The organism is Segatella hominis (genome assembly GCF_004535825.1).
Lineage (GTDB): Bacteria > Bacteroidota > Bacteroidia > Bacteroidales > Bacteroidaceae > Prevotella > Prevotella hominis.
Map to the genome: position 1 here is coordinate 38,416 of NZ_SGVY01000006.1, position 26,458 is coordinate 64,873.

Here is a 26,458-nt window from a genome sequence, read left to right on the forward strand (position 1 = left end):
AACAAAGCAACCAAATTTTATAAGAAATAATTTGAGCCAAAAAGTCATAAATGAAACATTTCAGATACATTAAGAAACATTTAATCACTCTTTGGCACGCCTTTTGTAAGTGGCAAACACAAAAACATAAGATAAGAATAGTAAATTTAAAATTAAAACATATAATTATGGCACAAAAAGGTAATATTGGAGTAACGACAGAAAATATTTTTCCTGTCATCAAGAAGTTTCTTTATTCAGACCATGACATCTTTCTCCGTGAGATGGTGTCAAATGCAGTAGATGCCACACAAAAGTTGAAAACACTTGCTGCTCAAGGTGATTTCAAGGGAGAAATTGGAGACACTACAGTAAGAGTTTCTCTTGACGAGAATGCTGGTACATTGACCTTCAGCGATCATGGTATCGGAATGACTGAAGAGGAAATAGATAAATACATCAACCAAATAGCTTTTTCAGGTGTTACTGATTTCCTTGATAAATATAAGGAGAATGCCAATGCTATCATTGGTCACTTCGGACTCGGTTTCTATTCTTCTTTCATGGTTTCCAACAAGGTGGAAATCATTACCAAGAGCTACAAAGAAGGTTCTAAAGCCGTAAAATGGAGCTGCGATGGTTCTCCTGCATTCGAAATTGAAGATGCAGAAAAGAGCGAGAGAGGTACGGATATTATCCTCCACATAGCAGATGACTGCAAGGAATTCCTTCAGAAAAACAAGATTCAGGAATTGCTGAACAAGTACTGCAAGTTCATGGCCGTACCTGTGGCATTCGGAAAGAAAACTGAATGGAAGAATGGAAAAAATGTCGAAACAGAGGAAGACAACATTATTAATAATGTAGAACCTTTATGGATTAAGACTCCAAGTACATTGAAAGACGAGGACTACAAGAATTTCTATCGTACCCTCTACCCTATGTCCGACGAGCCTCTGTTCTGGATTCACCTGAATGTAGATTTCCCATTCAACCTGACTGGTATTCTCTACTTCCCACGTATCAAGAACAGTATCGACATGCAACGCAATAAGATACAGTTGTATTGCAACCAGGTATTTGTGACAGACCAAGTTGAGGGCATCGTACCAGAGTTCCTTACCTTGCTTCATGGTGTCATCGATTCACCGGATATTCCATTGAACGTAAGCCGCAGTTACTTACAGAGCGACAGCAACGTCAAGAAGATTTCTACCTATATCACAAAGAAAGTAGCAGATCGTCTGAATTCTATATTCAAGGAAAACCGCAAGGAATACGAAGAGAAATGGGATGACCTCAAGATATTCATCAACTACGGTATGTTGTCTAAGGAAGATTTCTATGATAGAGCTAAAGACTTCGCCTTGTTTAAGGACGTAGATGGCAAGTACTTTACATTTGACGAATATAAGACCGTTATCAAGGACAACCAGACTGACAAGGAAGGCAACCTGATTTATCTCTATGCCAACAACAAAGAGGAGCAGTACTCATATATCGAGGCTGCAAAGGACAAGGGATATTCTGTGCTCTTGATGAATGGTCAGCTGGATACTCCAATGGTGAACATGCTTGAACAAAAGTTTGAGAAATCTCGTTTTGTTCGCGTTGATTCTGATACAATTGAGCGCCTTATCGTGAAAGAAGATGCCAAAAAGACAGACCTCAATCATGAGCAGACCGACAATCTGACACAAGTATTCCGCTCACAACTTCCTAAGATAGAAAAAACGGAATTCACCGTTGAAGTGCAAGCTTTGGGTGAGAACAGCAAACCGGTAGTCATCACACAGAACGAGTGGATGCGAAGAATGAAGACCATGAGTCAGTTCCAGCAAGGTATGAACTTCTATGGTGAGATGCCTGACAGCTACACCATCATCTTGAACTCAGACCATACTCTGATAAAGAATGTTTTGGCTGATTCAGAAAGCAATACTGCAGAAGCACTCAAGCCTATTTTGGCAGAGATCAAAGGTCAGGAGGCTCGATTGGCAGTTCTTCATCAGGAACAGACCAAGAAGAAACCAGAGGAGATTACCCAGCAGGAAAAGGATGATGTTCATCAAACCGAAAAGACTATCAGCGATGAAAAAGGTAAGCGCGATGAAATCATAGGCAATTACGCCAAGGACAACAATATTGTTCACCAACTGATTGACCTTGCTTTGCTGCAAAACGGTATGCTAAAGGGCGCAGGTCTCGAAGCATTCTTGAAGCGCAGCGTTGATATGATCAAATAATAGATTTATTTACCGAATATAATAATTCCCCTCCCGGAAAGACAATCAAATGCTTTCCAGAAGGGGATTTTTATGTTTACAAATCAGAATCATAGATTACAAATTCAAGAAATAAAGGGAAACAGCAACAATAAATAAGTCAGATAGCATCAGCAAACAAGTCACTTAGCATCAGGAAACAAGTCACTTAGCATCAGGAAACAAGTCACTTAGCACCAGAAAACAAGTCACTTAGCATCAGGAAACAAGTCATTTAGCACCAGAAAACAAGTCACTTAGCATCAGGAAACAAGTCACTTAGCATCAGGAAACAAGTCAAATAGCAACAGTACCTCCGAAAAGTACCACTCCTTCATCTTTTACAATATGATCCAAAACACCAATTGAACTTATCCATTGAATGAACAACAAAGAAACTGAGGTTAATATTGTTAAAAAATACGTCATAAATTTTGCTATAACATCAAAAAACACTATCTTTGCAATGTTTTAAGGTTAGTATGAATATATATCATGCTAAATTACCAGAGAATGGAAGATTGGCAGAGTGACCGAATGCGCTGGACTCGAAATCCGGTATACCCCTTACGGGGTATCGGGGGTTTGAATCCCTCATCTTCCGCACATATCATTTATAACCATTCTGTTTTCGCCATTAATTGAGCGGAAAAAGATTCTAAAAGCAAAATAATCATGAAGAAAGTATTTCTCACCATATTCATGTTTCTCCCTTTGATGATGTCAGCACAGACTGTTTTGACACCAGAACAAAAGTTGGAACAAGCTCAAAAACAATTGGAAGAAGCCAAGAAAGCAGTTGAAGAAGCAAAGGCTGCCGCTGAAAAAGCGAAAGGTACAGATAAAGAACTGGAACCATCCATTGCAAATGAGCCAGCATCTACTACAATTAATGGTAAAACTATTGTAGTCAAAAATCAGCAAAAGAATGTCGAAAGCAACACCACACCTGCAGAGACAAACCAAGGTTGGATTGTCCCTAAAGTAGAAAAGCAAAACGAAGTTGCCAAGAAAACGGTTACAAAAAATGGTGTTACACTGAAAGACGACCCAAAGTATTTGGAGGGTGCAATACCAACTGATGAAAATGGTAAAATCGAATTTACGATGCAAACAGATGCTAACGGGAAATCTGCAAAACAGATTTATGATCTTGTGTACAATTACTTCAGCAATTTGACACAAGACAAGAATAATATAGCAAGCAGAGTTGCACTTGTCAATCCAAAAGAGAACATCATAGCAAATACCATGGATGAATGGCTTGTTTTCAGTCAGTCATTCCTTTCCCTCGACCGAACTGAATTCAGATATCAGTTGGTTGCACAAATTGCAGATAACTCTTTGACCGTTACATTGTCTAGAATCATCTATAATTATGAAGAAGGACGCTCTACTGGTTTTAAGGAGCCAGCAGAAAATGTAATTTCTGATCGCTATGCACTCAATAAGAAAAAGAATGGTTTAGCACGCATCTTTGGCAAATTCCGCAAGAGAACTATTGACCGTAAGGATCAGATATTCAGCGACATAAAAGCATTAGTTAAAAATTAACTTTCAAGTTGTTTAAAACAATTCTTTCAAAATGCAAGAAGATAACAAGATACAGGATACAGTAAATACTGAATCCAACGAGAATAACGAAACAAAGACATCTTATGCCGTCAGACCCCAACATCGTCAGCGACGCCTCATAGACTATGATGGAAGAGATAAGATGCTGAAAGTTCGAAACAAGCTCAACATTGCATTCATGCTTTTGGCTGTCATCGGACTCATTCTTTGGACTCAAACAGAATATCAAACTGCAAGTACCATTGTACTGATTGCAGGAGTTGTTCTTAAAATTATTGAAGTCTGTCTCAGACTATTTAAGAAATAACATAAGGTTTTAAGAAATGATATTAGGTTTAGTCTGTTCAAGAATCAGGAGAAAACCATATATTAGGAATAAGAAAGTAGTAAATGAATACCTACATAATGAATAAAATATTCACTACAATGATATTTTGTGCTGCAACTACCTCAGTTGCAGCACAAACTGATTTTAACTCAATCAATGAAGATGGAGATTTCCGCCCAGCTTCCGAAAGAAGAATAAGTACAGATTCACTCGGCTCCAACCAGGAAATTCCAAAAGGAATTAAAGTTTGGACGGTAGATGAAAGATTCGGCGACCAGCAAGATGCTGTAGTAGATACACTTCAGCATATGTACATGAATACCACTTTCACAGAAGGACTTCGCGGAGAATACAACACCTTAGGAAACATGGGTTCTCCGAGAATAGGACGTATTTTTATTGATCGCAGAAACACTCAGGGACAATTCCTCTTCACAGAACCTTATTCATATTTCAATACGCCTGTCAGCGATTTTCATTTCACCAACACATACTCACAAATCACCAACATCACACTCAACTCATGTGGTAATCGCACCAATGGTGAGGACGATTTCCATGCCATCTTTGCAATCAATGCCAATAAGCGATTGGGAGCAGGATTCAAATTCGACTACAAATACGGACGTGGTTACTATAACGCACAAAGTACCAGTCACTTCAAATATACCATGTGGGCTTCCTACATTGGTAACCAATATCAGGCACATTTGCTTCTCAGTACCCTCCACCAGAAGGTGACAGAGAATGGAGGTATTACAGACGATGACTATATCAAGCACCCGGAAATTTTCGAAGAAACATTTTCTGAAAACGAAATTCCAACGGTTTTAGAGAAGAACTGGAACAGAAACGATAATCAGCATATCTTCTTATCTCATCGCTATAGCTTAGGTTTCAAACGCAAAGTAAAAATGACAGAAGAAGAAATCAAGGCTAAAAAATTCGCTATGGAATCTGCAAAAGATAATGCAGAAAGCGACGCAAAAGAAGAGGCAAGAAAAAAGGCGAAAGAAGCCGGAAAGAAATTTGACGAAAAGGAATTTGATAAAGCACAACAAACCAAATATACCGGAAGACCAGAAGGTGCTAAAATTGCAGGCAACGAACCTGCAGTGGAAGCTAATGCTGGCACTTTGAAAACAGATACAACCAGAATAGCAGTCAACGGTAAAGCTGCAGCTGATAGCTTATTGGCCATCCAAAAGAAGGCCAAGGAAGACTCATTGTTCTATAAAACTGAGTACGTACCAGTCACAAGTTTTATCCATACGCTCAAGTTTGACAATTACAAGCGTATATACACTGCTTATCAGACCCCTGCGAACTTTTACTTAAACGAATACTACAACGTGGGTAAGTTGACAGGAGACTCTATATACGACAAGACCCGCCATTGGGAAATGAAGAATACCTTTGCATTAGCTACTTTAGAGGGCTTCAGCAAATGGGCCAAAGCAGGTATCAAAGCTTTTGCAAGTTACGACATGCGCCACTTCGACTTGCCTACAATGGATGGCGGTATAGAGAAATATAACGAACACACCTTCAGTGTTGGTGGTCAACTCAGTAAAAAACAAGGAAAACTATTACATTATAATGCCATTGCGGAAATAGGAATCGCAGGCGAAGATGCGGGTACTTTGGCAGTAGATGGGAATCTGGATGTAAATATCCCTTTCCTTGGAGATACACTTTCGATTATTGGAGATGCTTTCTTCCATCGCGAGAATCCATCTTTTTACTATAGAAAGTATCATTCTCGACACCTCTGGTGGGAAAACGATCTCGACAAGATCATTCATACCCGCATCATGGGAACATTAAGATTCAACAAGACTCGCACTTCGTTACGTGTTGCCGTTGACGAAATCAAGAATTATACTTATTTGAGTCAGAGTTATACCATTACCGATGAAGGTTTGAGAACTGGCGTTACAGTAACGCCTATGCAGAGTTCAAGTCCTATCAATTTACTTACTGCACAATTAAAACAGGACTTTAAGTTGGGCATACTGAATTGGGAAAACGTAGTCACATACCAGCATTCAAGCAAGGAAGAAGTTGTACCGGTACCAGACTTGGATATCTACACCAATTTATATATCAAATTCTCTATCGCAAAAGTTTTGCATATAGACTTAGGTGCAGATGCCCGATATTTCACGAGCTACACAGCACCCGACTATTCTCCATATATGGGACAATATGTTGTCCAGGGAAATGGTGACAAGAACGTAAAGGTAGGCAATTATCCGATAGTCAATGTCTATGCCAATGCATTCATCAAGCATACCCGTTTCTTTGTCATGATGAGTCACATCAATGCTGGACAGGGAGACAGAAATTATTTCTTGACACCTCACTACCCTATCAATGGAAGGGTATTCAGATTTGGAGTAAGTTGGAATTTCTTTAACTAATAAAATGGTAAAAACGAATTCTGTAAAAGCGTGGCTTTTAGCAACACGCCCCAAGACGCTTTCAGCGGCTGCAGTTCCTGTCATGATAGGAACTGCATTCGCGTGGCGAAATACAAGCGAACAATTCAATTGGATTCCTGCAATCTTATGTTTGCTATTTGCATGGATCATGCAGATTGATTCAAACCTTGTCAACGACTATTTTGATTTTAAAAAAGGTAATGATGACGAGACGAGATTAGGTCCTAAAAGAGCATGTTCGGAAGGATGGATAACATCCGACGCTATGGTGTGGGGAATCCTCATTACAACCCTTTTGGGATGTATGACAGGAATACCGCTTATATTATACGGAGGACTGGAAATGGTGATGGTGGGAATAGCATGTGTCGTATTTTGCTTTCTCTACACCACATTATTCAGCTACCACGGATTGGGTGATATTTTAGTACTTCTGTTTTTCGGTATCATTCCTGTATGCTGTACGTACTACGTCTGCATGCCTCTCCACCAACAAATCCCAACAGGTGAAGTGATCGCATCATCCATAGCCTGCGGCTTAGCAATAGACGCACTATTGATAGTCAACAATTACAGAGATATTGACAATGACAGGAGCAACGGCAAGATAACCCTTGCAGTACGTTTGGGAGAAAGCAAGACAAGAAGACTATACGAATCAATAGGATACATCGCTGCAGGTATCATGATCATCCTCGTATTCTTCGATTTATATCAAATCGACAAGTTCATTCCGACGTATGCTATATACCTTATATATATCATATTACACCGGCAATCCTATCAAGAGATGAAAAGAATCAACAAGGGAGCAAAATTAAATCAGGTACTCGGCTTGACAGCCCGTAACATTTTAGTTTTTGGCATTCTATCAGTTGCAGCCATACTTTCTGTAATATTTATATAACAAAGCTTATGAAACAACAGGTAAATCTTGAAATAATGGAATTCATCGAGCTACAGATTCTTCCACGTTACAATGCATTCGGAACGAGTCATGGCTTACGCCACGTGAATAGAGTAATCAAAAACTCCATCAAGTTGGCAGAAGTGACAGGTGCAGACATAAACATGGTATATGTGATAGCAGCATATCATGATTTAGGAATGGAAGGACCAAGAGCCATACACCATATCACAAGTGGTAAGATACTCCAGAGTGATCAAAGATTGAAGCGTTGGTTCAAGCCAGAGCAAATCAAAATCATGAAAGAAGCTGTAGAAGATCATCGAGCATCTTCCAGCAGACAACCCCGAAGTATTTATGGGAAAATCGTTGCAGAGGCAGACAGAGATATCGAAGCTCATGAAATATTCCTGCGAGCTATTCAATATGGAAGAGAAAATTACGCAGAGAAAGATAAAGAAGAACAATGGCTCAGATTCTCTCAGCACATGGAAGAAAAATACTCCAACAATGGGTATATCAAACTCTGGATACCCAACTCACCCAATGAAAAAGCATTAAAGGAACTGAGGGGTATTATAGAAAACAAAGAAGAATTAAGAAGAACATTTGAAAGCATCTGGAAAGAAATTGAAGAATGCAAATAAAAAAATGAGAAAATATTTGGTTATTTCATAAGAAAGCATTACCTTTGCAAATGTAAGACATGACAAATGAATAAAAATATTTGGGGTCGTATCGGTTCGATCGGGTTACTCTTCATATTAAATCGTGAAACCGAGAAGACTTCTCTTGTTGATGGCGGGCCATATAAATCGCATTTGCGACTAAGCTGTAAAGCCAGTGGATTACAAAGACGGAGAGCTCTCAAACTTGTGAAAGTTCAGAGTTTCATCACATCATCGAGCGACCCCTCTCTTTTTATAAGTACATAAAAGTACAAACATCAATATCATGCCAGGCAATAACGCTAACAGAAACGACATGGAATTAACAGAACAAACACTTCAGCAAGTTGAGCGATTCATCAAGAAGATAGCTCAAAAGTTTCCACCTCAAGAACTCAATGAAACTTCTGTTCTTACAGATATTCATGTAAGATGTTCTCAGGATAGTGGAGAATTGTTGGCATTCAATGACGACGAACAGGAGATTACTCGCTGCGTTGTTGAACAATGGATAGACAACAAAGACGAAAATTTCTATGAGGAAGTTGCCAAGTGTTTGAGAAACATCTTGAGAAAGAACACAGCTATCGTTGATAACTTGGGAATTCTCAAGCCATACAGTTTTGTCCTCGAAGATGATGACAAAGAGCATCTTGGAGAACTCTATCTGGCAGATGATGATACGATTATTGTGGGTGGTGATCTGATGGAAGATTTAGATCATGACTTAGATACCTTCCTCGATGACCTACTCAAAGAAGTATAATCAGGGGTTAGTAAAAAGTAAATAATAATTTTATAAATTAAATAAGTACATACTTATAAGAACTAAAATTGATTTAGCGAAATCAAAAAAAGGATGAGTAACTGAGAAGTCACTCATCCTTTATCTTTTTCTAAAGATTCTATATTCTTATATAGATTTCAAAATGCTCTGCAGTTATAAGTAGATTATTTGGTAATTCTAAACCAATCTACATCAATCCAACCACGATTGGTCTTACCAGCCGGTTCTTGAGCAACCATTCCGACTTTAGCTCCAATCCATTTACCTTCACGCATTGTAAATTCGTCACCTACCTTCTTAAAGGACTTTCCGTCTTTACTAATGTAGAAATTAACCTTTCCCTGCTTAACAACCATTCGGAGATAAGAAGAATGATGCAAGGCAGGCTGATAATCAATTTTATCAGCGGAAGTCGGCGCAAAAGTGGCAAGCACCTTCACATCTTCAGTTCCCTTCTTGTCAGCCTTATGACAGGTAATCTGCTGCAACTGGAATTCATCCCCTACTCTTTTGACAACCAAAGCAGAATAGTCCAATCCCATCATGATGATACCACCCATCTGATTCTGATCTTTAGCTGTCAGTTGTAATTTTGCAGTAGCCGTAAAATTATCAGCAGGAGTTTTTTGGAGCAAGAGGTTGGGAGTATGCCAAATGGTTTCATCACTCTTATGGGTATAAATACGATACACTCCCCAGGAAGTAGGCATACCAAACTGCTGTTGGTAATTAGCGTGCCACTGCCATTGCAAACCAAGTTTTGGAGTATTAAACTCATCACTCTCAACAGGATTCACATTCACATGAGTACTTGCTTTAGGCATCTTATAAGTCTCATAAGGTTCACCACAATAACCTTTTGCCGGAACCTTGCCAATCACTGGCCAATTATCCTTCCAGGTAACAGGTTGGAGATGGACGACACGTCCATAAGCTTCCTTATCCTGGAAATGAATAAACCAATCCTCTCCATATTTGGTATGAACCCATCCACCCTGATGAGGGCCGTTAATCAGACTCTTTCCCTGTGCCAGAACCTTCTTAGATTCATAAGGACCGAAAGGTGATTTAGAGCGCATAGCCACCTGGAAACCTGTAGGTACGCCACCAGCAGGGAACATAACCCAATACCAGCCGTTTCTCTTATAGAATTTAGGTCCCTCGCAAGTACGGTTCTCCGTTCCATTTCCATCAAAAACGATGACAGGATCACTGATAGCCTTGGTACCATCAGCATTCAATTCTCTAACAGTAATAACAGAGGCAAAACGATTGCGGGAATTAGCCCAACCATTAACGAGATAAACTCTACCATCTTCGTCCCAAAGAGGAGACGTATCAATCATTCCCTTACCAGGAATCACGCATACAGGATCGTCCCATTTTCCGGCAGGATCCTTCGTCTTGACCATAAACACGCCATAGTCAGGATCGCCCCAATAAATATAGAACTCACCATTATGATAACTGATACATGGAGCCCATACACCGTTGCCATGAGAAGGCTGATCAAACTCACTCTCTGGTTGAAGTTTCGTAACAGCATGACCGATGATTTCCCAATTCACCAAGTCTTTACTATGCAGGATTGGTAAGCCTGGGATACAGTTGAAACTGCTGGCTGTCATATAATAATCATCACCAACGCAAACCACATCCGGATCAGAATAATCCGCATTGATGACAGGATTTTTATACATGCCATTACCTAAGTCTGGATTCCAGACCTGAGAAACATAAGGGGAAGCCGATTGAGCCTTTTGAGCAAAAACTGTCGAACTACCACCTACCAAAGCTGAAGCTATCAGCAGATAGATTAATTTTGTTTTCATGTCTTAAGTTGTTTGTATATAAATAATAGTACTTTTAATGATAAGGAGCAGATTCAGAAGGCAATCCAGGTAAAACCCGTAAGCGATGTCTGTTACCATCAAAACCAACCTGCATAATATGTCCGGCCGTTTTTTCGGATAGTCCTAATGACAAAGCAACATGTCCCATCGTACGACGAAGATTCAATTCCACACAATGATTAATCTGCAATCTTCGTTCATCATCCGCATAAATCATCATATCCACACCAAAAGGTCCGCTATAGATAGATTTCAGAACCGGTTGGAGAGTCTCAATGATATGCTGACGTATTTGAGCCAATTCATCTAAGGAAACATAAGAAGCAAGAATTTCCTCTTTCTCTTCTTCTGAAGCAAGGATATTACCCGCATAAGCCCCCTTGATGGTCTGAAACAGAGATAATCCACAGTATTTCACCACGCCATCAACCATTTCAAATTCCATACCAAAATCTTTCACCTTATTATAATAAGGCTCCACAGTAACACCCCCTTGATGGCGAATCACGTTAGCAGCCCATTTCTCCATATCATCCAGATTGTCGAGTCTGGTAATACCGGAATTTTGTGCTACGCCAGAGAAAGAACTGTTCACATATCTGAGACCACGTCCACTGGAACTCCAAGGAGATTTAATAATTGCCTGTCCTTTTCTTGAAACCACATCTTTCAGCTTTGTCACATCAGCAACAAAATCCACATGATCCTGGAGATGACGAGCAGCCCATTCTCTACTACTTACGCATCTGATTTTATCCAGATTTTCAGAAGTAGGCAACATGATATCCGGACACCCCAAATGTCTCAATTGAGAAACGATAGCCTTATCCCATCCCCAAGGATGAATACTATCTATCTCCATCGTATCCCTGAAGACACCTTCCAACTGTCTTGGCGTGATAAATTCCACCTTATTATATATATAGCCGAGATGCCTTACCTTATCATAAGCATCATCAATGGAATCCACCATGACGAAATCTCCTTCATCCGCCCAAAGAGCAGGAATGAAAGCTAAATCATTACGAAGTTGTCTCCCCGCATGAGGAGCCGTATAATTCGGTTGATTGACAGCAAGCGCCAAATCATGTTCTGGATTAAATATATGTAGTTTCATACTGCAAAGTTAATAAAAAGCACTCTAAATTGAGAAAAAAAAGCCCCAAAAATGGGTTTTTAACTTAGAATAGTGCTAAATAATGAAAAAAAAGTTAGTTTTTGCTATCTTGAGTTTGCAAATTAGAAAATATTGATTACCTTTGCATCATAAAACAAAACGAACAAATAGAATCGCATGGAAGAAGCATTCTTCAGAACACATACATACCTGGTAGAGCATATCAATGCGCCAGTACGTCGATCTCTCATGGACGAGATTGACTGGAATGACCGCATGATAGGTATCAAGGGCACAAGAGGCGTTGGTAAGACAACATTTCTCCTTCAATATGCAAAAGAACATTTTGGAGCGACTGACCGCAAGTGTCTCTTTGTGAATATGAACAACTTCTATTTCCAGGGAAGAGGTATAGCTGATTTTGCTGGAGACTTTGTTCGCCAAGGTGGAAGAACATTACTTATTGACCAGGTATTTAAACAGCCAAACTGGAGCAAGGAGTTGAGAAAATGCTACGACTTGTATCCAGAGCTGAGAATCATATTTACCGGTTCAAGCGTGATGCGACTCAAGGAGGAGAATCCCGAGCTCAACGGAATTGTTAAAAGCTACAATCTCAGAGGTTTCTCATTCAGAGAGTTTCTCAATCTGCAGACGGGTAATAACTTTCCTGCATTTTCTCTTGATGAAATATTACGTAATCACGAGCACATAGTAAAACAAATCTTACCGAAAGTTAGTCCGATGAAGTATTTCAAGGACTACTTGCATCATGGGTTCTATCCATTCTTCTTGGAGCAACGCAACTTCACGGAGAACTTGCTCAAGACTATGAATATGATGACGGAGGTTGACATATTGCTCATCAAACAAATAGAACTTAAATATCTAAACAAAATCAAAAGATTGTTCTATCAACTGGCAGTAGAAGGTGCAAAAGCTCCAAACGTCAGTCAACTGGCAGAAAGCATTGAGACAAGTCGAGCTACGGTGATGAACTATATCAAGTATCTGGCAGATGCAAGACTCATCAACATGATTTATCCTGATGGTCAATTCTTCCCAAAGAAACCATCCAAGGTCATGCTTCACAATACCAACCTGATGTATGCCATCTTCCCGCTGCAAATAGACGAGCAGGAAATCATGGAGACATTCTTCGTCAATTCCATGTGGAAAGATCACAAAGTACACCAAGGCGGAAAAGACCATTTCTATATGGTAGATGGAACGACCAAGTTCCGTATCTGTGATGCTCATGCCACCAACAAAGTGAGATTTAATCCAGACACCATCTATGCCCGCTATAATACGGAAGTTGGTAAGGACAATAAGATTCCACTGTGGTTATTGGGATTCCTGTACTAAGGTAAATACAACAAAGACTATAAAACGCATCGGTTGGCTTGCAAAAGTCATTCGATAAAAAACGAATTAAATACAAAACATTTTTAATATTTTATCTAAAAGTAAAATGGCTAAAGAGAAAAAATTTATCACTTGTGATGGTAACACAGCTGCCGCTCATGTAAGCTATATGTTTACAGAGGTTGCTGCAATCTACCCTATTACTCCATCATCACCAATGGCGGAGCATGTAGATGAATGGGCTGCCAAAGGTCGTAAGAACCTTTTCGGTCAGCGAGTTTCTATCCAGGAAATGGAGTCTGAGGCTGGTGCTGCTGGTGCAGTTCACGGTTCTCTCCAGGCTGGTGCCTTGACTTCAACTTACACTGCTTCTCAGGGTTTGTTGTTGATGATTCCTAACATGTACAAGATTGCTGGTGAGTTGCTCCCTTGCGTGTTCAACGTATCAGCTCGTACATTGGCTTCTCACTCACTTTGTATCTTCGGTGACCACCAGGACGTAATGGCTTGCCGTCAGACTGGCTTCGCTATGTTCTGCTCTGGTTCTGTTCAGGAGGTTATGGACCTCTCTGCAGTTCCTCACTTGGCTACATTGGAGACAAAGGTTCCTTTCATTAACTTCTTCGATGGTTTCCGTACTTCTCATGAGTACCACAAGATCGAGGAGATGGATATGGAAGACATCCGTCCATTGGTTAAGGAAGAGTTCATCGAGGACTTCCGTAACCGTGCTTTGACTCCTGAGCGTCCTGTTACTCGCGGTACCGCTGAGAACCCAGAGACATTCTTCACACACCGCGAGGCTTGCAACACTTACTACGATGCAATCCCTGAGGTAGTAGAGAAGTACTGCCAGGAGATGACTAAGATTACTGGTCGTGAGTATCACCTCTTCAACTACTATGGTGCTAAGGATGCTGAGAACATCATTATCTTGATGGGTTCTGCTACAGAGCCAGCTCGCGAGGCTATCGACTACTTGAACAAGCAGGGCAAGAAGGTTGGTATGGTTGCAGTTCACCTCTTCCGTCCATTCTCTGTTGACTTCTTGAAGAAGACTATCCCAGCTACTGTTAAGCGTATCGCTGTTCTCGACCGTACTAAGGAGCCAGGTGCAGAGGGTGAGCCATTGTACCTCGACGTGAAGTCAGCTCTCTACGATGACGAGCGCAAGCCATTGATCGTTGGCGGTCGCTACGGTCTCGGTTCTTCTGATACAACTCCAGCTAAGATTGTTGCTGTATTCAAGAACCTCGAGTTGCCACAGCCAAAGAACCACTTCACTGTAGGTATCGTTGATGATGTTACATTCACTTCTCTCCCAGAAGAGGAGGAAATCCCAATGGGTGGTGACGACTTGTTCGAGGCTAAGTTCTACGGTTTGGGTGCTGATGGTACTGTTGGTGCTAACAAGAACTCAGTTCAGATTATCGGTAACAATACTAACAAGTATTGCCAGGCATACTTCTCTTACGACTCTAAGAAGTCTGGTGGTTTCACCTGCTCTCACTTGCGTTTCGGCGACAGCCCTATCCACAGCGCATACCAGGTAAATACTCCTAACTTCGTAGCTTGTCACGTACAGGCTTATCTCCACATGTACGATGTAACACGTGGTTTGCGTAAGAACGGTTTCTTCCTGTTGAACACTATCTTCGATGGTGAGGAGTTGGTTAACTTCATCCCTAACAAGGTAAAGCGTTACTTCGCTAAGAACAACATCACTGTTTACTATATCAACGCAACTAAGATTGCTCAGGAGATTGGTCTCGGTAACCGTACCAACACCATCCTCCAGTCTGCATTCTTCCGTATCACAGAGGTTATTCCTTTGGATCTCGCTGTAGAGCAGATGAAGGCATTCATCGTTAAGTCTTACTCTAAGAAGGGTCAGGACGTTGTTGACAAGAACTTCGGCGCTGTTGACCGTGGTGGTGAGTACAAGCAGTTGACAGTAGATCCAGCTTGGGCTAACCTCGCTGACGATGAGGCTAAGGAGGATAACGCTCCAGCATTCGTTAAGGAGCTCGTTCGTCCTATCAACGGCCAGGCAGGTGACCTCTTGAAGGTTTCTGACTTCGTTAAGCACAACACAGTTGACGGTACATGGCAGAACGGTACTGCAGCATTCGAGAAGCGTGGTGTTGAGGCATTCGTACCAGTATGGAACGTTGAGAACTGTATCCAGTGTAACAAGTGTTCATTCGTTTGTCCTCACGCAGCTATCCGTCCATTCGTATTGACCGACGAGGAGCTCGCTGGCATCGAGGGTCTCGAGACTCAGGATGTTAAGGCACCTAAGGCTTTGGCTGGCATGCACTTCCGCATCGAGACTTCAGTACTCGACTGTCTGGGTTGTGGTAACTGTGCTGACGTCTGCCCAGGTAAGAAGGGTGAGAAGGCGTTGACAATGGTTCCATTCAACGTTGATGCAGAGGATATGGTTAAGGAGGCAGCTAACTGGGAGTACCTTGTACACAACGTTGCTTCTAAGCAGGATCTCGTTGACATCAAGCAGAGCCCTAAGAACTCTCAGTTCGCTCAGCCATTGTTCGAGTTCTCTGGTGCTTGCTCTGGTTGTGGTGAGACTCCATACGTTAAGTTGATTTCTCAGCTCTTCGGTGATCGTCAGATGATTGCTAACGCTACTGGTTGTTCTTCTATCTACTCAGCTTCTATCCCATCTACTCCATATACAAAGAACGCTAAGGGTCAGGGTCCTGCATTCGACAACTCATTGTTCGAGGACTTCTGCGAGTTCGGTCTCGGTATGGTAATGGGTAACAAGAAGATGAAGGAGCGTATCGCTCACTTGCTCGAGGAGGCTAAGGCTCAGGAGCATGTTCCTGCTGAGTTCGTAGCTGCTGCTGACAAGTGGATGGCTAACATGAACGATTCAGAGGGTTCTAAGGAGGCTGCTGCAGAGTTGAAGCCTCTCATCGCTGCCGGCGCTGAGAAGGGTTGCCCTATCTGCAAGGAGCTCAAGACTTTGGATCACTACCTCGTTAAGCGTTCACAGTGGATCATCGGTGGTGACGGTGCTTCTTATGATATCGGTTACGGTGGTCTCGACCACGTATTGGCTTCTGGTGAGGATGTTAACATCTTGGTACTCGATACTGAGGTTTACTCTAACACTGGTGGTCAGTCTTCTAAGTCTACTCCACTCGGTGCTATCGCACAGTTCGCTGCTCAGGGTAAGCGTATCCGTAAGAAGGATCTCGGTTTGATGCAGACTACATACGGTTACATCTACGTAGCTCAGGTAGCTATGGGTGCTGACAATGCTCAGACATTGAAGGCAATCCGCGAGGCTGAGGCTTATCCAGGTCCATCACTCATCATCGCTTACGCACCATGTATCAACCACGGTTTGAAGCGTAAGGGCGGTATGGGTCGTTCACAGCACGAGGAAGAGTTGGCCGTTGAGTGCGGTTACTGGCACTTGTGGCGTTACAACCCACTCTTGGCTGATGAGGGTAAGAACCCATTCACACTCGACTCTAAGGCTCCTAACTGGGAGAACTTCCGCGACTTCTTGCTCGGTGAGGTTCGTTACCTCTCTGTCCAGAAAGCATTCCCTAAGGAGGCTGATGAGCTCTTCTCTCAGGCAGAGAAGATGGCTAAGCTCCGCTACCAGACTTACGTTCGTAAGAGCCAGGAGGACTGGAGCGAGCAGATCTAATCTGATTTTCAGTAAATATCTATATAAGGTGGTACATCCCAAAGAGGGTGTACCACTTTTTTTTTACTATTACTTATACCTATTTTTGGCTTACTTTAAGCGCATATCTGCAGCTTTGTAGTCTTATTTATACTTATATAGTATCCTTCTACCCCATTTGTGGTATATACCATACTATCATAATGTGACCCAAAATACCCCCGGGGTGGTATGGTATAGGTCGCAAAATCGCAGTAACTTTGCACCCAGAAAATAACAAATAAAAAATAAGATTATGGCACAGATTATTGTAAACGACGAAAAGCAGGAAGTAACACTTCCTCTCACATTGGCAGAACTGATAAAAATCAATAAAGTGTTCCAGCCAGAAATGGTAACCATTCAGGTAAACGAAGATTTCGTAGAAAGAGAAGACTACGAGAAAATACAACTGAAAGAAGGTGACCGTGTAGATTTCCTATATTTCATGGGAGGAGGCGCTTGCTAAATTCAATAGAATCTCTGTCGTCAAGCAGGAATCAACTGTATACAAAATAGCAAGAAAAAATTCTTAAAGAGAAAAAACTATTAAAAGTAGCATTTTTTAAGAAGTAAGACAGAAATTCTGTACAATAAAAAGCTTATTAAATAGTTTAATATATTAGATTACGTTGTCGTTAATGTACGTATTCTGTATCGTTAACGTATTTAATAAGTGATAGTATTCATCCGTAAAAGAAAAACAGTGTAAGATGATAGAATTAAGTGAAGAACAAATTGAGAGATATAGCCGACATATCCTGCTTCAGGATGTAGGCCTTGAAGGACAGGAAAAGCTCCTCAATGCCAAAGTCCTAATTATCGGTGCAGGAGGTTTAGGCTCACCAGTATCTCTTTATCTGGCAGCAGCCGGAGTGGGACATATCGGTATCGTTGATGCAGACGTTGTTGATCTGAGCAACCTGCAACGACAGGTCATTCATCAGACCAAAGATTTGGGAAGACCTAAGGTGGAAAGTGCCAAGGAGAAGATGATTGCCATCAATCCGGACGTAGAGGTAACTACCTATCATGATTTCCTTGATTCCCACAATGCAGAGGAAATCATCCAGCCTTGGGATTTCATCATTGATGGAACAGACAATTTCCCAGCAAAATTCCTCATCAATGATGCCTGTGTTCGATTAGGCAAAGCCTTTTCTCATGGCGGTATTCTCCGCTTCCAGGGTCAGACCTTTACACATCTGCCAGGAACAGCATGTTATCGTTGTTTCTTCAAGGAGCCACCTCCAGCAGGTGTCGTTCCGACCTGTAGTCAGGCAGGAGTTTTAGGAGCCATTGCCGGTATGTTAGGAACCATTCAGGCTGCAGAAGCATTGAAATATTTCCTGGGCGTAGGCGATCTTCTGACAGACAGACTGCTCACATTCGATGCCAAGACGATGAACTTCCGTACCATCAATGTGAAGAAGCGTGCTTCATGTGAAATTTGTGGTGATCATCCAACCATCGACCACCTCATTGACTACGAGCAGGCTGCCTGTGACTTAAAAAAGCACTAATCATATATTAGTGTAAAGTGTAAATAGATAAAGACTCGCTATTGCTTATGAAAATTAACGACAACGTAATCAAAGTTATTTTAGAGCAGGCGAAGAAGGATGCCCCAATAGAAAGTTGCGGATTACTTTTAGGCAAAGATGATCATGTGACAGAGAGCTATTGGATGGAGAATATTGACCACAGTGAAGAGCATTTTTCCTTTTCACCCAAAGACCAGTTTGCCGCATTGAAATATGCACGAAGCAAGGGACTTAAGATTCTTGCCAACTGGCACAGTCATCCTGCATCACCTTCCCGTCCTTCAGAAGAGGATTTAAGATTGGCCAACGATCCCAATATCCGTTATGCCATTCTTTCACTGCAAAATGGTAAAGTTCATCTCAATTCATTCAAGGTTCTGAATGGAAAAGTGGTGGATAAAGAAGAACATTATAGTGAAGATTAAAATTCACCACAAAAAGTGAAGATTAAAGTTCACCCACAATAAACGATACAAAAACATGTATAGAATACCTTCTACATTAAAGGGGGACCTGGATTATACCCAGTCGCTCATCGATCAGTTTAAGGCTGGCGAGATACAGGCAGGACAATTGAAATCCAATCGCGTTCCTATGGGAATCTACGAACAGCGCAAAAATCAACATTATATGTTACGACTTCGTTGTGCAGGTGGATTGGTCACTCCCGAACAACTCGCCAAGATAGCTTTCGTGGGTCATCAGCTATCCACCTCTCATCTCCACGTAACCACCCGACAGGAAATCCAAATACACAATGTTGATATAGAGGATGCAGTTCCTGCGCTGAGAAAATTAGAGAAAATAGGTATATCCAGCGCAGGTGGTGGAGGAAATACGGTTCGCAATATGATGGTGGACGACCGAAGCGGCCTGACTGCCGAAGAGGAATTCGATGTATATCCTTATGTAGAGGAATTAACATCCCGCCTCATTGCAGAAAAGGATTCGTTTACGATGCCTCGAAAATATAAGGTGGCTATAGACACCAGTGTAGATACCGCCAACTACTCTTATATTGCAGACTTGGGATTACAAGCACGAATCAAGGATGGCAAGAGAGGATTCAGAGTACTGATAGCTGGTAGCGCTGCAAGCAATGCCCATACGGGTTGGGAAGTATTTGACTTTCTTCCAGAAAAGGACCTTTACCGTGCTGCTAAAGCACTGAAAAACTGGTTCCACAAATATGGCAACCGGCGCAACCGCCACAAGGCCCGTATGAGATACGTATTCTACAAATACGGCACAGAAGAAGCCAAACGCTTGTATCTGGAAGAGTTTGAGGCACTCAAGAAAGATCCGTCCATCGATTTTGTAGCTCCAGCACTTCCTCTGGAACATCACAAACCATCCTTTTCACCATTAGGAGAGAAAGAAGGTAATAATGCAAGTACTTACTTTGATAGTGATGCTTTCAAAATCTGGAAGCACCGCTATGCTCACAAGCAAACGAATGCGGAAGGTCTGAAAGAGAATCTGTGGTATGCTTACATTCCGCTTCGACACGGCAATAATTCCACCGATTTCTTTGCAGAAGTGGCTGAATATCTTGGAAATTATGGCAACGATGTGATCCGCTTCACCAAGAAGGAACAAATCCAGGTGAGAAATATCCCAGAAGAATATCTTCCAGATATCTATTCCTTCTTCAAGAAATTAGGCGTATATCAGGTAGATTATCCTGTAGTTGTCACAAACCTCACCTGCTGTACTGGTGCAGACACCTGCCGACTTGGCATCTGTTTACCTAAGGGTGCGATTGATGCAATTGCCAAGCAACTCCTCAACAGTGATTTGAATCTGGATACCATCCCTGACTTCGAACTCCGAATGAACGGATGTACCAATATATGTGCATTGGCCACATGGGGCGACTTGGGATTCAGTGGACGTGTGGGACGTGTCGGAGATGATCCATACCCAGCCTATACGGTTTGGTTGCCAGTCAAGGGCAAACATGAGATTGACCTCCAACAGGGTTATATCGCAGCCAAGAAGATTCCTGCCTTTGTAGAAGATTATCTGAGAGATGTCATCCAGGAGCAAGCCAACTATGCTGACTACTACGATTATGTAGCAAAGCGTGGTGCAGGTTTTATCAAGGAATTGATAGCCAAGTACAAGGAGATAGCTCCGTTTACAGAAGAACCAGATACCTTTTATGATTTCGGCGACGACGAAAAGTTCTCTCTCATCAAATATGGTAAAGCAGAATGCTCAGCCGGTCTGTTTGATATCATCGAGATCGACCAGGATACCATCAGGGAGAAACTCGGAGAGATAGACAAGATATTGGGCAATGATAAGTCGCACACAGATCTCACGAATCTCACGGATATTGTAAACGAAGAGGACGCAAAGAAGATAGAGAAACTCCTCCACGACATCGTGTTCTCGGAGAACCGAATGCTGCTCGTTACCCGTGGTTTGGATCCACGCACCGACGAGGATGTATATCAGGGATTTGAGAAGGAATTCATCGCTGCTGGCATCATCCCTCAGAAGTTCAAAGTATTGACAGAAAAGGCAAGAAACAACAATTCATTGATAGCAGAGAAGCCATTGATTGATGAACTCGCACAGCTGCTCAATGACCTCTATCAGAACATGGATGATTCATTGCAGTTTAAATTGTCAAGCGATAGTTCTCAGACGGATGCAAAAGATTCCAAGGAAAAGGACAATCAGAAAGAAAAATCCGTGAAATCCGTGTGCGTTTCCGAAAGCAAGAATGCCAATGATAAATCTGTGTCATCTGTGAAATCTGTGGGACAAAAAAACGGAAGCGAGAATGAAGAAAAAGAATCTGTGGGCGAAGCAGCCATATCCCCGGATGTAAAGAAAGACTTCCGAGGCGTGATGTGCCCAATGAACTTTGTAAAGACAAAGATTGCTCTCACACCAATGCAGAGTGGACAGATACTGGAGATTCTTCTCGACGATGGCGCACCTATCGAAAACGTTCCAGGCAGCGTGAAAGGCGAAGGCCACACCATACTCTCTACTGAAAAGATAGAGAACTACTGGAAAGTATTGATTAGGAAAAAGTAGAAATTCATTAATCTATGTCAATATGGACTATCTTCCTATAACGATTAAAATCGTCTCCGCCAACATACTCATCGTTGGCGGAGGGAAGGTAGCGACCCACAAGGCTCAGATACTCGCCCGCTTCACCACTCACGCAACGATTGTAGCCCCAGAGATTACAGAAGAGCTGAAGGCACTACCCTTCCATATCAAAGAGAAAACTTTCGAAGCTGCAGATCTGGATGGAGTACAACTCCTCTTTGTATGTACAGGAGATCATGAGTTGAACCACCATATCAAAGAACTTGCAGCAGAACGGCATATTCTGACCAGCGTTTGCGATGACCCGGCTCAATGTGATTTCATATCCCCAGCCATCTATCGCAATGACAACCTCACCATTGCCGTTGGAAGTGACTCCAGGGATGTAAAAAGAAGCATCCGAGTAAGAAACAGAATAAAAGAATTGATAGAAAATGGTACATTACAAATCGATTGACCAAAACCAGTTCGCTGAAGGAACCAACATCAAGGAGCAGGAGAAAGTCTTCGATGATTTTCTACAAGAATCTCTCTTGGAAATAAAGGGAAGTCATATCAACAATCATTCCCCCATTCCTTATATCTTCCTGAAAACGTGCAACCGCAGCGAAATATACTATGGTGAAGGCGAAGTCCCGGATGAGGTAGCGCGCCATCTCTTCCGTGTGGTAGCAGGATTGGAATCTGCCATCATTGGAGAAAGAGCTGTTCAGGGACAAGTGAAAGAAGCTTATTATACAGCCAAGGACCAGCGCCCATTGACAGCCGAACTCCATCGACTTTTTCAAAGTGCATTGCAGGTAGGCAAGCGGGTGCGCAACGAAACCGAGATTTCCCATGGTGCCGTATCGCACAGTCTTGCAGCCTTGGAGATTATTGAGGATGGCAATATTGATCTAAAGGATGCCCGAATCACCATCATCGGAGTCAACAAACTGACCGCCGACATTCTGAAGTTCCTCCAGAATAAAGGAGCTAAGATGGTGTTCCTCGCCAACCGCAGCCAGATTAAGGCACATTACCTTGCTGATCCACTCGGCATCAAGGTATATACATTGGATGAGAAGCAGGAGTTCCTGTCAAAGACAGATATCCTCATAAGCGCTACCTCAGCCCCACATCTCATCATCCGCAAGGAAGACATCCCAGAGCAGAAATCTCTGCTCGCTATCGATCTCGCATTCCCTCGTGATATCGATTCACGCCTTAGTGAACTCCCAAACGTTCTGCTCTACAATATCAGAGACGTAGAAAGAAAAGTACGTGAGAACATCGAAGTGAGAGGAGCTGAAGTAGATAAAGCCGAAGCTATCATCGAAGAAGAAATTCAGGAGATGCAGGAGGCTTTAGAAAGAAGAAAGAAATTTTTAGAAGTGAAGAATGAAGAACGAAGAGTGAAGAAACAACGTTCGGCGGCCGAAGGGAAAGCCAATTCAATTGCTTAAAGTCAGTTGTCATCATCTCAAACATCTTTACTTCCTTTTCATTTTATTCATAAACATAACCGACATTTTTAAAGATGAATAAAAAGATTAGAGTCATTGCAAGAGGCAGCCGACTCTCCCGACTGCAAGTAGAGGAAGTGTTCAAGAACTTCCCGGAACTCGCCTACGAGATTAAATATTTGGAATCTTACGGCGACAAGAACCAGCAGATTTCACTATTAAACGGTGAAGCTCCTGCTGATATTTTCACGAGAGAGCTTGACGATGCCATCCGCCAAGGAGATGCAGACATCGCCATTCATTCAGCGAAAGACTTGCCTTATCCTCTGCCTGAGGACATGGAGGTCATCGCCTTATTTCCTGCTTTCGATACGACCGATTCACTCGTTAGCAGAGACCACAAGAAACTGGCAGAACTCCCTGCCGGAAGTATCATTGGAACCAGTAGTCCACTTCGCAAGAAAGGTTTAAACGAATTACGTCCTGACCTGACTATCAAAGGGATACGCGGTTGCATTGAAGATAGAGTACAACAGGTAAAAGACGGAAAATATGATGCCGCCATCGTAGCTACTTGTGCATTAAAGCGATTGGGAATGGAGGATGAAATCGCCGAAGTACTCCCTTTCCAAACCCATCCTCTTCAAGGTTTCCTTGCCATCACAGCAAAGAAAGTGAAGAGTGAAGCACAAAGAATGAAGAATCAAAATACAGAAGGTTCTTCTGCTTCTGAGCAAGAAAATTCTTCGCTTCTCACTCTTCGTTCTTCCCATAAGAATCTCTTGAATTCGCAAGGCACCGTATCCTTGGTAGGTTTCGGTCCTGGTGACCCAGAGCTGTTAACCATTAAGGCAGCAAAAGCCATTGAAGCCGCCGACATCATCTTTTATGATGACTTGATAGACGAGACTTATCTCAATGATAAAAAAGCAGAAAAAGTATATGTAGGAAAGAGAGCCGGATATCATCATAAAGAGCAGTCTGAGATCAATCGTCTCCTGCTTGATGCAGCCAGAAAGGGTAAGAACGCAGTTCGCCTGAAAGGTGGAGATCCTATGATATTTGCTCATGGAAGCGAGGAAATCGAATTCTTAGAGAGTAATCTCATCAATGTGAATGTCATTCCGGGCATTACCACAGCCTCGGCCCTTGCCGCATCTCAGAAGATCAGTCTCACCCATCGCGAATTTTCCTCCAGCGTAGCATTGGTAAGCGGACATACCCCCCAGCCAGTCACTCCTGATGCAGAAACTTTGGTGTATTACATGGGTGCCAAACAGTTGCAGGCTATCGCTACCCAACTCATCGACGAAGAGGGTTGGGCTTTCAATACCCCGGTTCTCCTCACCTACAATGTGAGCCGTCAGGACGAACAGACCTTTGAAACTACGCTTTGGGAACTCAGAAACGGAGAGAAAAAAGATCTCCCTACTCCTCTCATCGCCCTTATCGGCAACGTGGCTGGTCTGAAGCATCATCAGGCATCAGACATCAAGCCAACACTCTATACGGGCACATTACCTGATATAGAGAAACGAAATGCCGACTACACATATACCCCGCTGATAGAAATCAATAATAGTTCTATTTTCAGTTTAAAAGATGCATTATATGATGAAGAAAACTACGAGTATTACAAAGGAAAAGGTTTAGCTTGGGATGACGATGATGAAAAGAAGCCGAAATATGTAGTCTTTACAAGTCAACATAGCATATCATCAACAATAGAATGCATACCTGAATTACTCGAGGAGCAAGAAAATTATATATTTATTTCCATTGGGGATACCACGACTGAAGCTTTGCATAATGCAGGCATCAAAGATGTGATACAGGTAGAGGAAGACAATCGCTTCGGAATCATAAAGTGGTTTGAAAAAGAGAAAGAGAAATACGATGAAGCCAATGCACGATACGAGGATATTATCTATCCTCATTCCTCATTGTCACCAGAAGACATTCCTCTGGCATTGCAAGAATTAGGATTTAGCGTAAAGAGCTTCGTCGCTTACAAAAACGTGATGCCGGAGCATCCTCGCCTTGTGAATCTCAATCACTTCAAGCGGATTGTCTTCACATCGCCTTCCACTATCGACAACTTCATCGAACTGTATGGTAAATTGCCAGAGAATACTGAGTTCATCACCCGTGGTCCTATCACTCAGAAACATCTGGAAGAAGTATTGGAAGCGAAGAACAATAGAAAGAGAAGAACGAAGAGTGAAGAGTGAAGAATTCAAGTGTTTGAAGGGCGCAGCCTAATTTCTCATTTTTCATTTGTCATTTCTCATTTTCTTGTCATTTCTCATTCTTTAATATTTCTCATTTTTAATTTAACATTATAATAAAACCGACATAGATTATGAAAAGATTTAGAGATTTTAGAAAAGACCAGGCTACTCGCGACAAGTATGCCGACGTTTCATTGAGTGCCGCAGACTTCATCTACCCTTACTTCGTAGTAGAGGGAGAGAACCAAAAGGAAGAGATTTCCACCATGCCGGGCGTCTATCGCTTCAGTATAGATACTCTTCTCAAGGATATCAAAGAAATCAAGAACCTCGGCATCAACAAGGTTCTTCTTTTCGGAGTGATTCCTGATGAACAGAAAGATGAGCGAGGCAGTGCTGCCTATGCCGATGATGCACTCATTGCCCGTGCCGTGAAAGCCATCAAAGCAGAGTTTGGCAAGGACATCATCGTCTTCACCGACGTCTGCCTCTGCGAATATACCAATCACGGACATTGCGGTCTTCTGCATCATCACGATGTAGATAATGATTCCACCCTCCCATTACTTGCTGAAGAAGCTTATGTTCATGCCAAGGCTGGCGCTGATTTCGTAGCCCCATCAGCCATGATGGACGGACAGGTGGAAGCCATCAAGAAGAGGCTTAAAGAAGGAGGTCTCGACAAACAGTGTAAGGTTCTCGCATACTCTGCCAAATACGCCTCAGCCTTCTATGGTCCATTCCGTGATGCAGCAGATTCTGCCCCAAGCTTTGGAGACAGAAAGAGTTATCAGATGGACTTCCGCACCCACGATCAGGGTCTTGAAGAGATTGCAGCAGACATAGAGGAAGGGGCAGACTGGACGATGGTAAAACCAGCGATGCCTTATCTCGACATGATTGCCAGAGGTGTAGAGAAGTTCCCAAACATCCCAATGGTAGCTTATCAGGTGAGCGGAGAATACTCGATGCTCAAGGCTGCAGCCAAACTCGGTTATCTGGACGAGAGCCGCGTGGCATTCGAGAGCCTCATCGCCATCAAGCGAGCTGGCGCACAATACATTATCACTTATTATGCCAAGGAAATCATCGAAAAGGCAGAAGAGTGGAATATCAAAATAGGTTAAAAGCAATTTCCATTCAGTAAATACAAAACATTTAACACTAAAC

General features: G+C 42.2%; 19 protein-coding genes and 1 tRNA gene. 18 read left to right on the top strand and 2 right to left on the bottom strand.

The window, feature by feature from the left end:
- Positions 1–167: 167 nt before the first annotated feature.
- The 8 genes from htpG to EXN75_RS03500 all read left to right on the top strand — a co-directional run bounded on the left by htpG (position 168) and on the right by EXN75_RS03500 (position 8,931).
- Positions 168–2,225, top strand: a complete 2,058-nt coding sequence (gene htpG, locus EXN75_RS03465; protein ID WP_134842785.1) for a molecular chaperone HtpG — start codon at positions 168–170, stop codon at positions 2,223–2,225.
- Positions 2,226–2,758: 533 nt separating this feature from the next.
- Positions 2,759–2,847, top strand: a tRNA-Ser gene (locus EXN75_RS03470).
- A gap of 71 nt (positions 2,848–2,918) precedes the next feature.
- A complete protein-coding gene (locus tag EXN75_RS03475) occupies positions 2,919–3,797 on the top strand; it encodes a DUF4468 domain-containing protein (RefSeq protein WP_134842786.1) in 879 nt (292 codons plus the stop codon).
- A gap of 31 nt (positions 3,798–3,828) precedes the next feature.
- A complete protein-coding gene (locus EXN75_RS03480) occupies positions 3,829–4,125 on the top strand; it encodes a mechanosensitive ion channel protein MscS (protein WP_246031278.1) in 297 nt (98 codons plus the stop codon).
- Positions 4,126–4,223: 98 nt separating this feature from the next.
- Positions 4,224–6,569, top strand: coding sequence for a putative porin (locus EXN75_RS03485; RefSeq protein WP_134842787.1), 2,346 nt, complete (start codon positions 4,224–4,226; stop codon positions 6,567–6,569).
- Between the two features lie 4 nt (positions 6,570–6,573).
- The gene (gene menA / locus EXN75_RS03490; protein WP_134842788.1) at positions 6,574–7,497 is read left to right on the top strand and encodes a 1,4-dihydroxy-2-naphthoate octaprenyltransferase; all 924 of its coding nucleotides are present in this window, start codon (positions 6,574–6,576) and stop codon (positions 7,495–7,497) included.
- A gap of 8 nt (positions 7,498–7,505) precedes the next feature.
- Positions 7,506–8,144 carry an HD domain-containing protein gene (locus EXN75_RS03495; RefSeq protein ID WP_118117419.1) on the top strand — a complete coding sequence of 213 codons (639 nt, stop codon included), beginning with the start codon at positions 7,506–7,508 and terminating at the stop codon, positions 8,142–8,144.
- Positions 8,145–8,481: 337 nt separating this feature from the next.
- A complete protein-coding gene (locus tag EXN75_RS03500; protein WP_118117476.1) occupies positions 8,482–8,931 on the top strand; it encodes a hypothetical protein in 450 nt (149 codons plus the stop codon).
- A gap of 185 nt (positions 8,932–9,116) precedes the next feature.
- On the opposite strand, the gene EXN75_RS03505 is transcribed toward EXN75_RS03500, so the two are convergent.
- Positions 9,117–10,784 (bottom strand): glycoside hydrolase family 43 protein, encoded by a 1,668-nt coding sequence (locus EXN75_RS03505; protein ID WP_134842789.1) that lies wholly within the window; start codon positions 10,782–10,784, stop codon positions 9,117–9,119.
- Between the two features lie 34 nt (positions 10,785–10,818).
- Positions 10,819–11,922 (bottom strand): hypothetical protein, encoded by a 1,104-nt coding sequence (locus tag EXN75_RS03510; protein WP_134842790.1) that lies wholly within the window; start codon positions 11,920–11,922, stop codon positions 10,819–10,821.
- A gap of 177 nt (positions 11,923–12,099) precedes the next feature.
- Here EXN75_RS03510 and EXN75_RS03515 point away from each other — a divergent pair, with 177 nt between their 5' ends.
- The 10 genes from EXN75_RS03515 to hemB all read left to right on the top strand — a co-directional run bounded on the left by EXN75_RS03515 (position 12,100) and on the right by hemB (position 26,415).
- Positions 12,100–13,290 (top strand): ATP-binding protein, encoded by a 1,191-nt coding sequence (locus EXN75_RS03515; protein WP_134842791.1) that lies wholly within the window; start codon positions 12,100–12,102, stop codon positions 13,288–13,290.
- A gap of 106 nt (positions 13,291–13,396) precedes the next feature.
- Positions 13,397–16,975: a pyruvate:ferredoxin (flavodoxin) oxidoreductase gene (nifJ, locus tag EXN75_RS03520; RefSeq protein WP_134842792.1), complete on the top strand. Its 3,579-nt coding sequence runs from the start codon at positions 13,397–13,399 to the stop codon at positions 16,973–16,975.
- Positions 16,976–17,249: 274 nt separating this feature from the next.
- Complete coding sequence (gene thiS, locus EXN75_RS03525; RefSeq protein ID WP_022110249.1) at positions 17,250–17,462, top strand: sulfur carrier protein ThiS; 213 nt, start codon at positions 17,250–17,252, stop codon at positions 17,460–17,462.
- A 244-nt stretch (positions 17,463–17,706) separates the two neighbouring features.
- Positions 17,707–18,516, top strand: coding sequence for a HesA/MoeB/ThiF family protein (locus tag EXN75_RS03530; protein WP_022110248.1), 810 nt, complete (start codon positions 17,707–17,709; stop codon positions 18,514–18,516).
- Between the two features lie 47 nt (positions 18,517–18,563).
- A complete protein-coding gene (locus EXN75_RS03535) occupies positions 18,564–18,962 on the top strand; it encodes a M67 family metallopeptidase (RefSeq protein WP_134842793.1) in 399 nt (132 codons plus the stop codon).
- Positions 18,963–19,017: 55 nt separating this feature from the next.
- Complete coding sequence (locus EXN75_RS03540) at positions 19,018–21,591, top strand: sulfurtransferase TusA family protein (protein ID WP_134842794.1); 2,574 nt, start codon at positions 19,018–19,020, stop codon at positions 21,589–21,591.
- 22 nt (positions 21,592–21,613) lie between these two features.
- Positions 21,614–22,069 (top strand): precorrin-2 dehydrogenase/sirohydrochlorin ferrochelatase family protein, encoded by a 456-nt coding sequence (locus EXN75_RS03545; protein ID WP_134842795.1) that lies wholly within the window; start codon positions 21,614–21,616, stop codon positions 22,067–22,069.
- Positions 22,047–23,057: a glutamyl-tRNA reductase gene (gene hemA / locus EXN75_RS03550; protein WP_134842796.1), complete on the top strand. Its 1,011-nt coding sequence runs from the start codon at positions 22,047–22,049 to the stop codon at positions 23,055–23,057. Before EXN75_RS03545 ends, hemA begins: the two co-directional genes overlap by 23 nt.
- Positions 23,058–23,131: 74 nt before the next feature.
- Positions 23,132–25,288, top strand: a complete 2,157-nt coding sequence (cobA, locus tag EXN75_RS03555) for a uroporphyrinogen-III C-methyltransferase (RefSeq protein ID WP_134842797.1) — start codon at positions 23,132–23,134, stop codon at positions 25,286–25,288.
- A 131-nt stretch (positions 25,289–25,419) separates the two neighbouring features.
- Positions 25,420–26,415 (top strand): porphobilinogen synthase, encoded by a 996-nt coding sequence (gene hemB / locus EXN75_RS03560; protein ID WP_022110242.1) that lies wholly within the window; start codon positions 25,420–25,422, stop codon positions 26,413–26,415.
- The last annotated feature ends 43 nt before the right edge of the window (positions 26,416–26,458 follow it).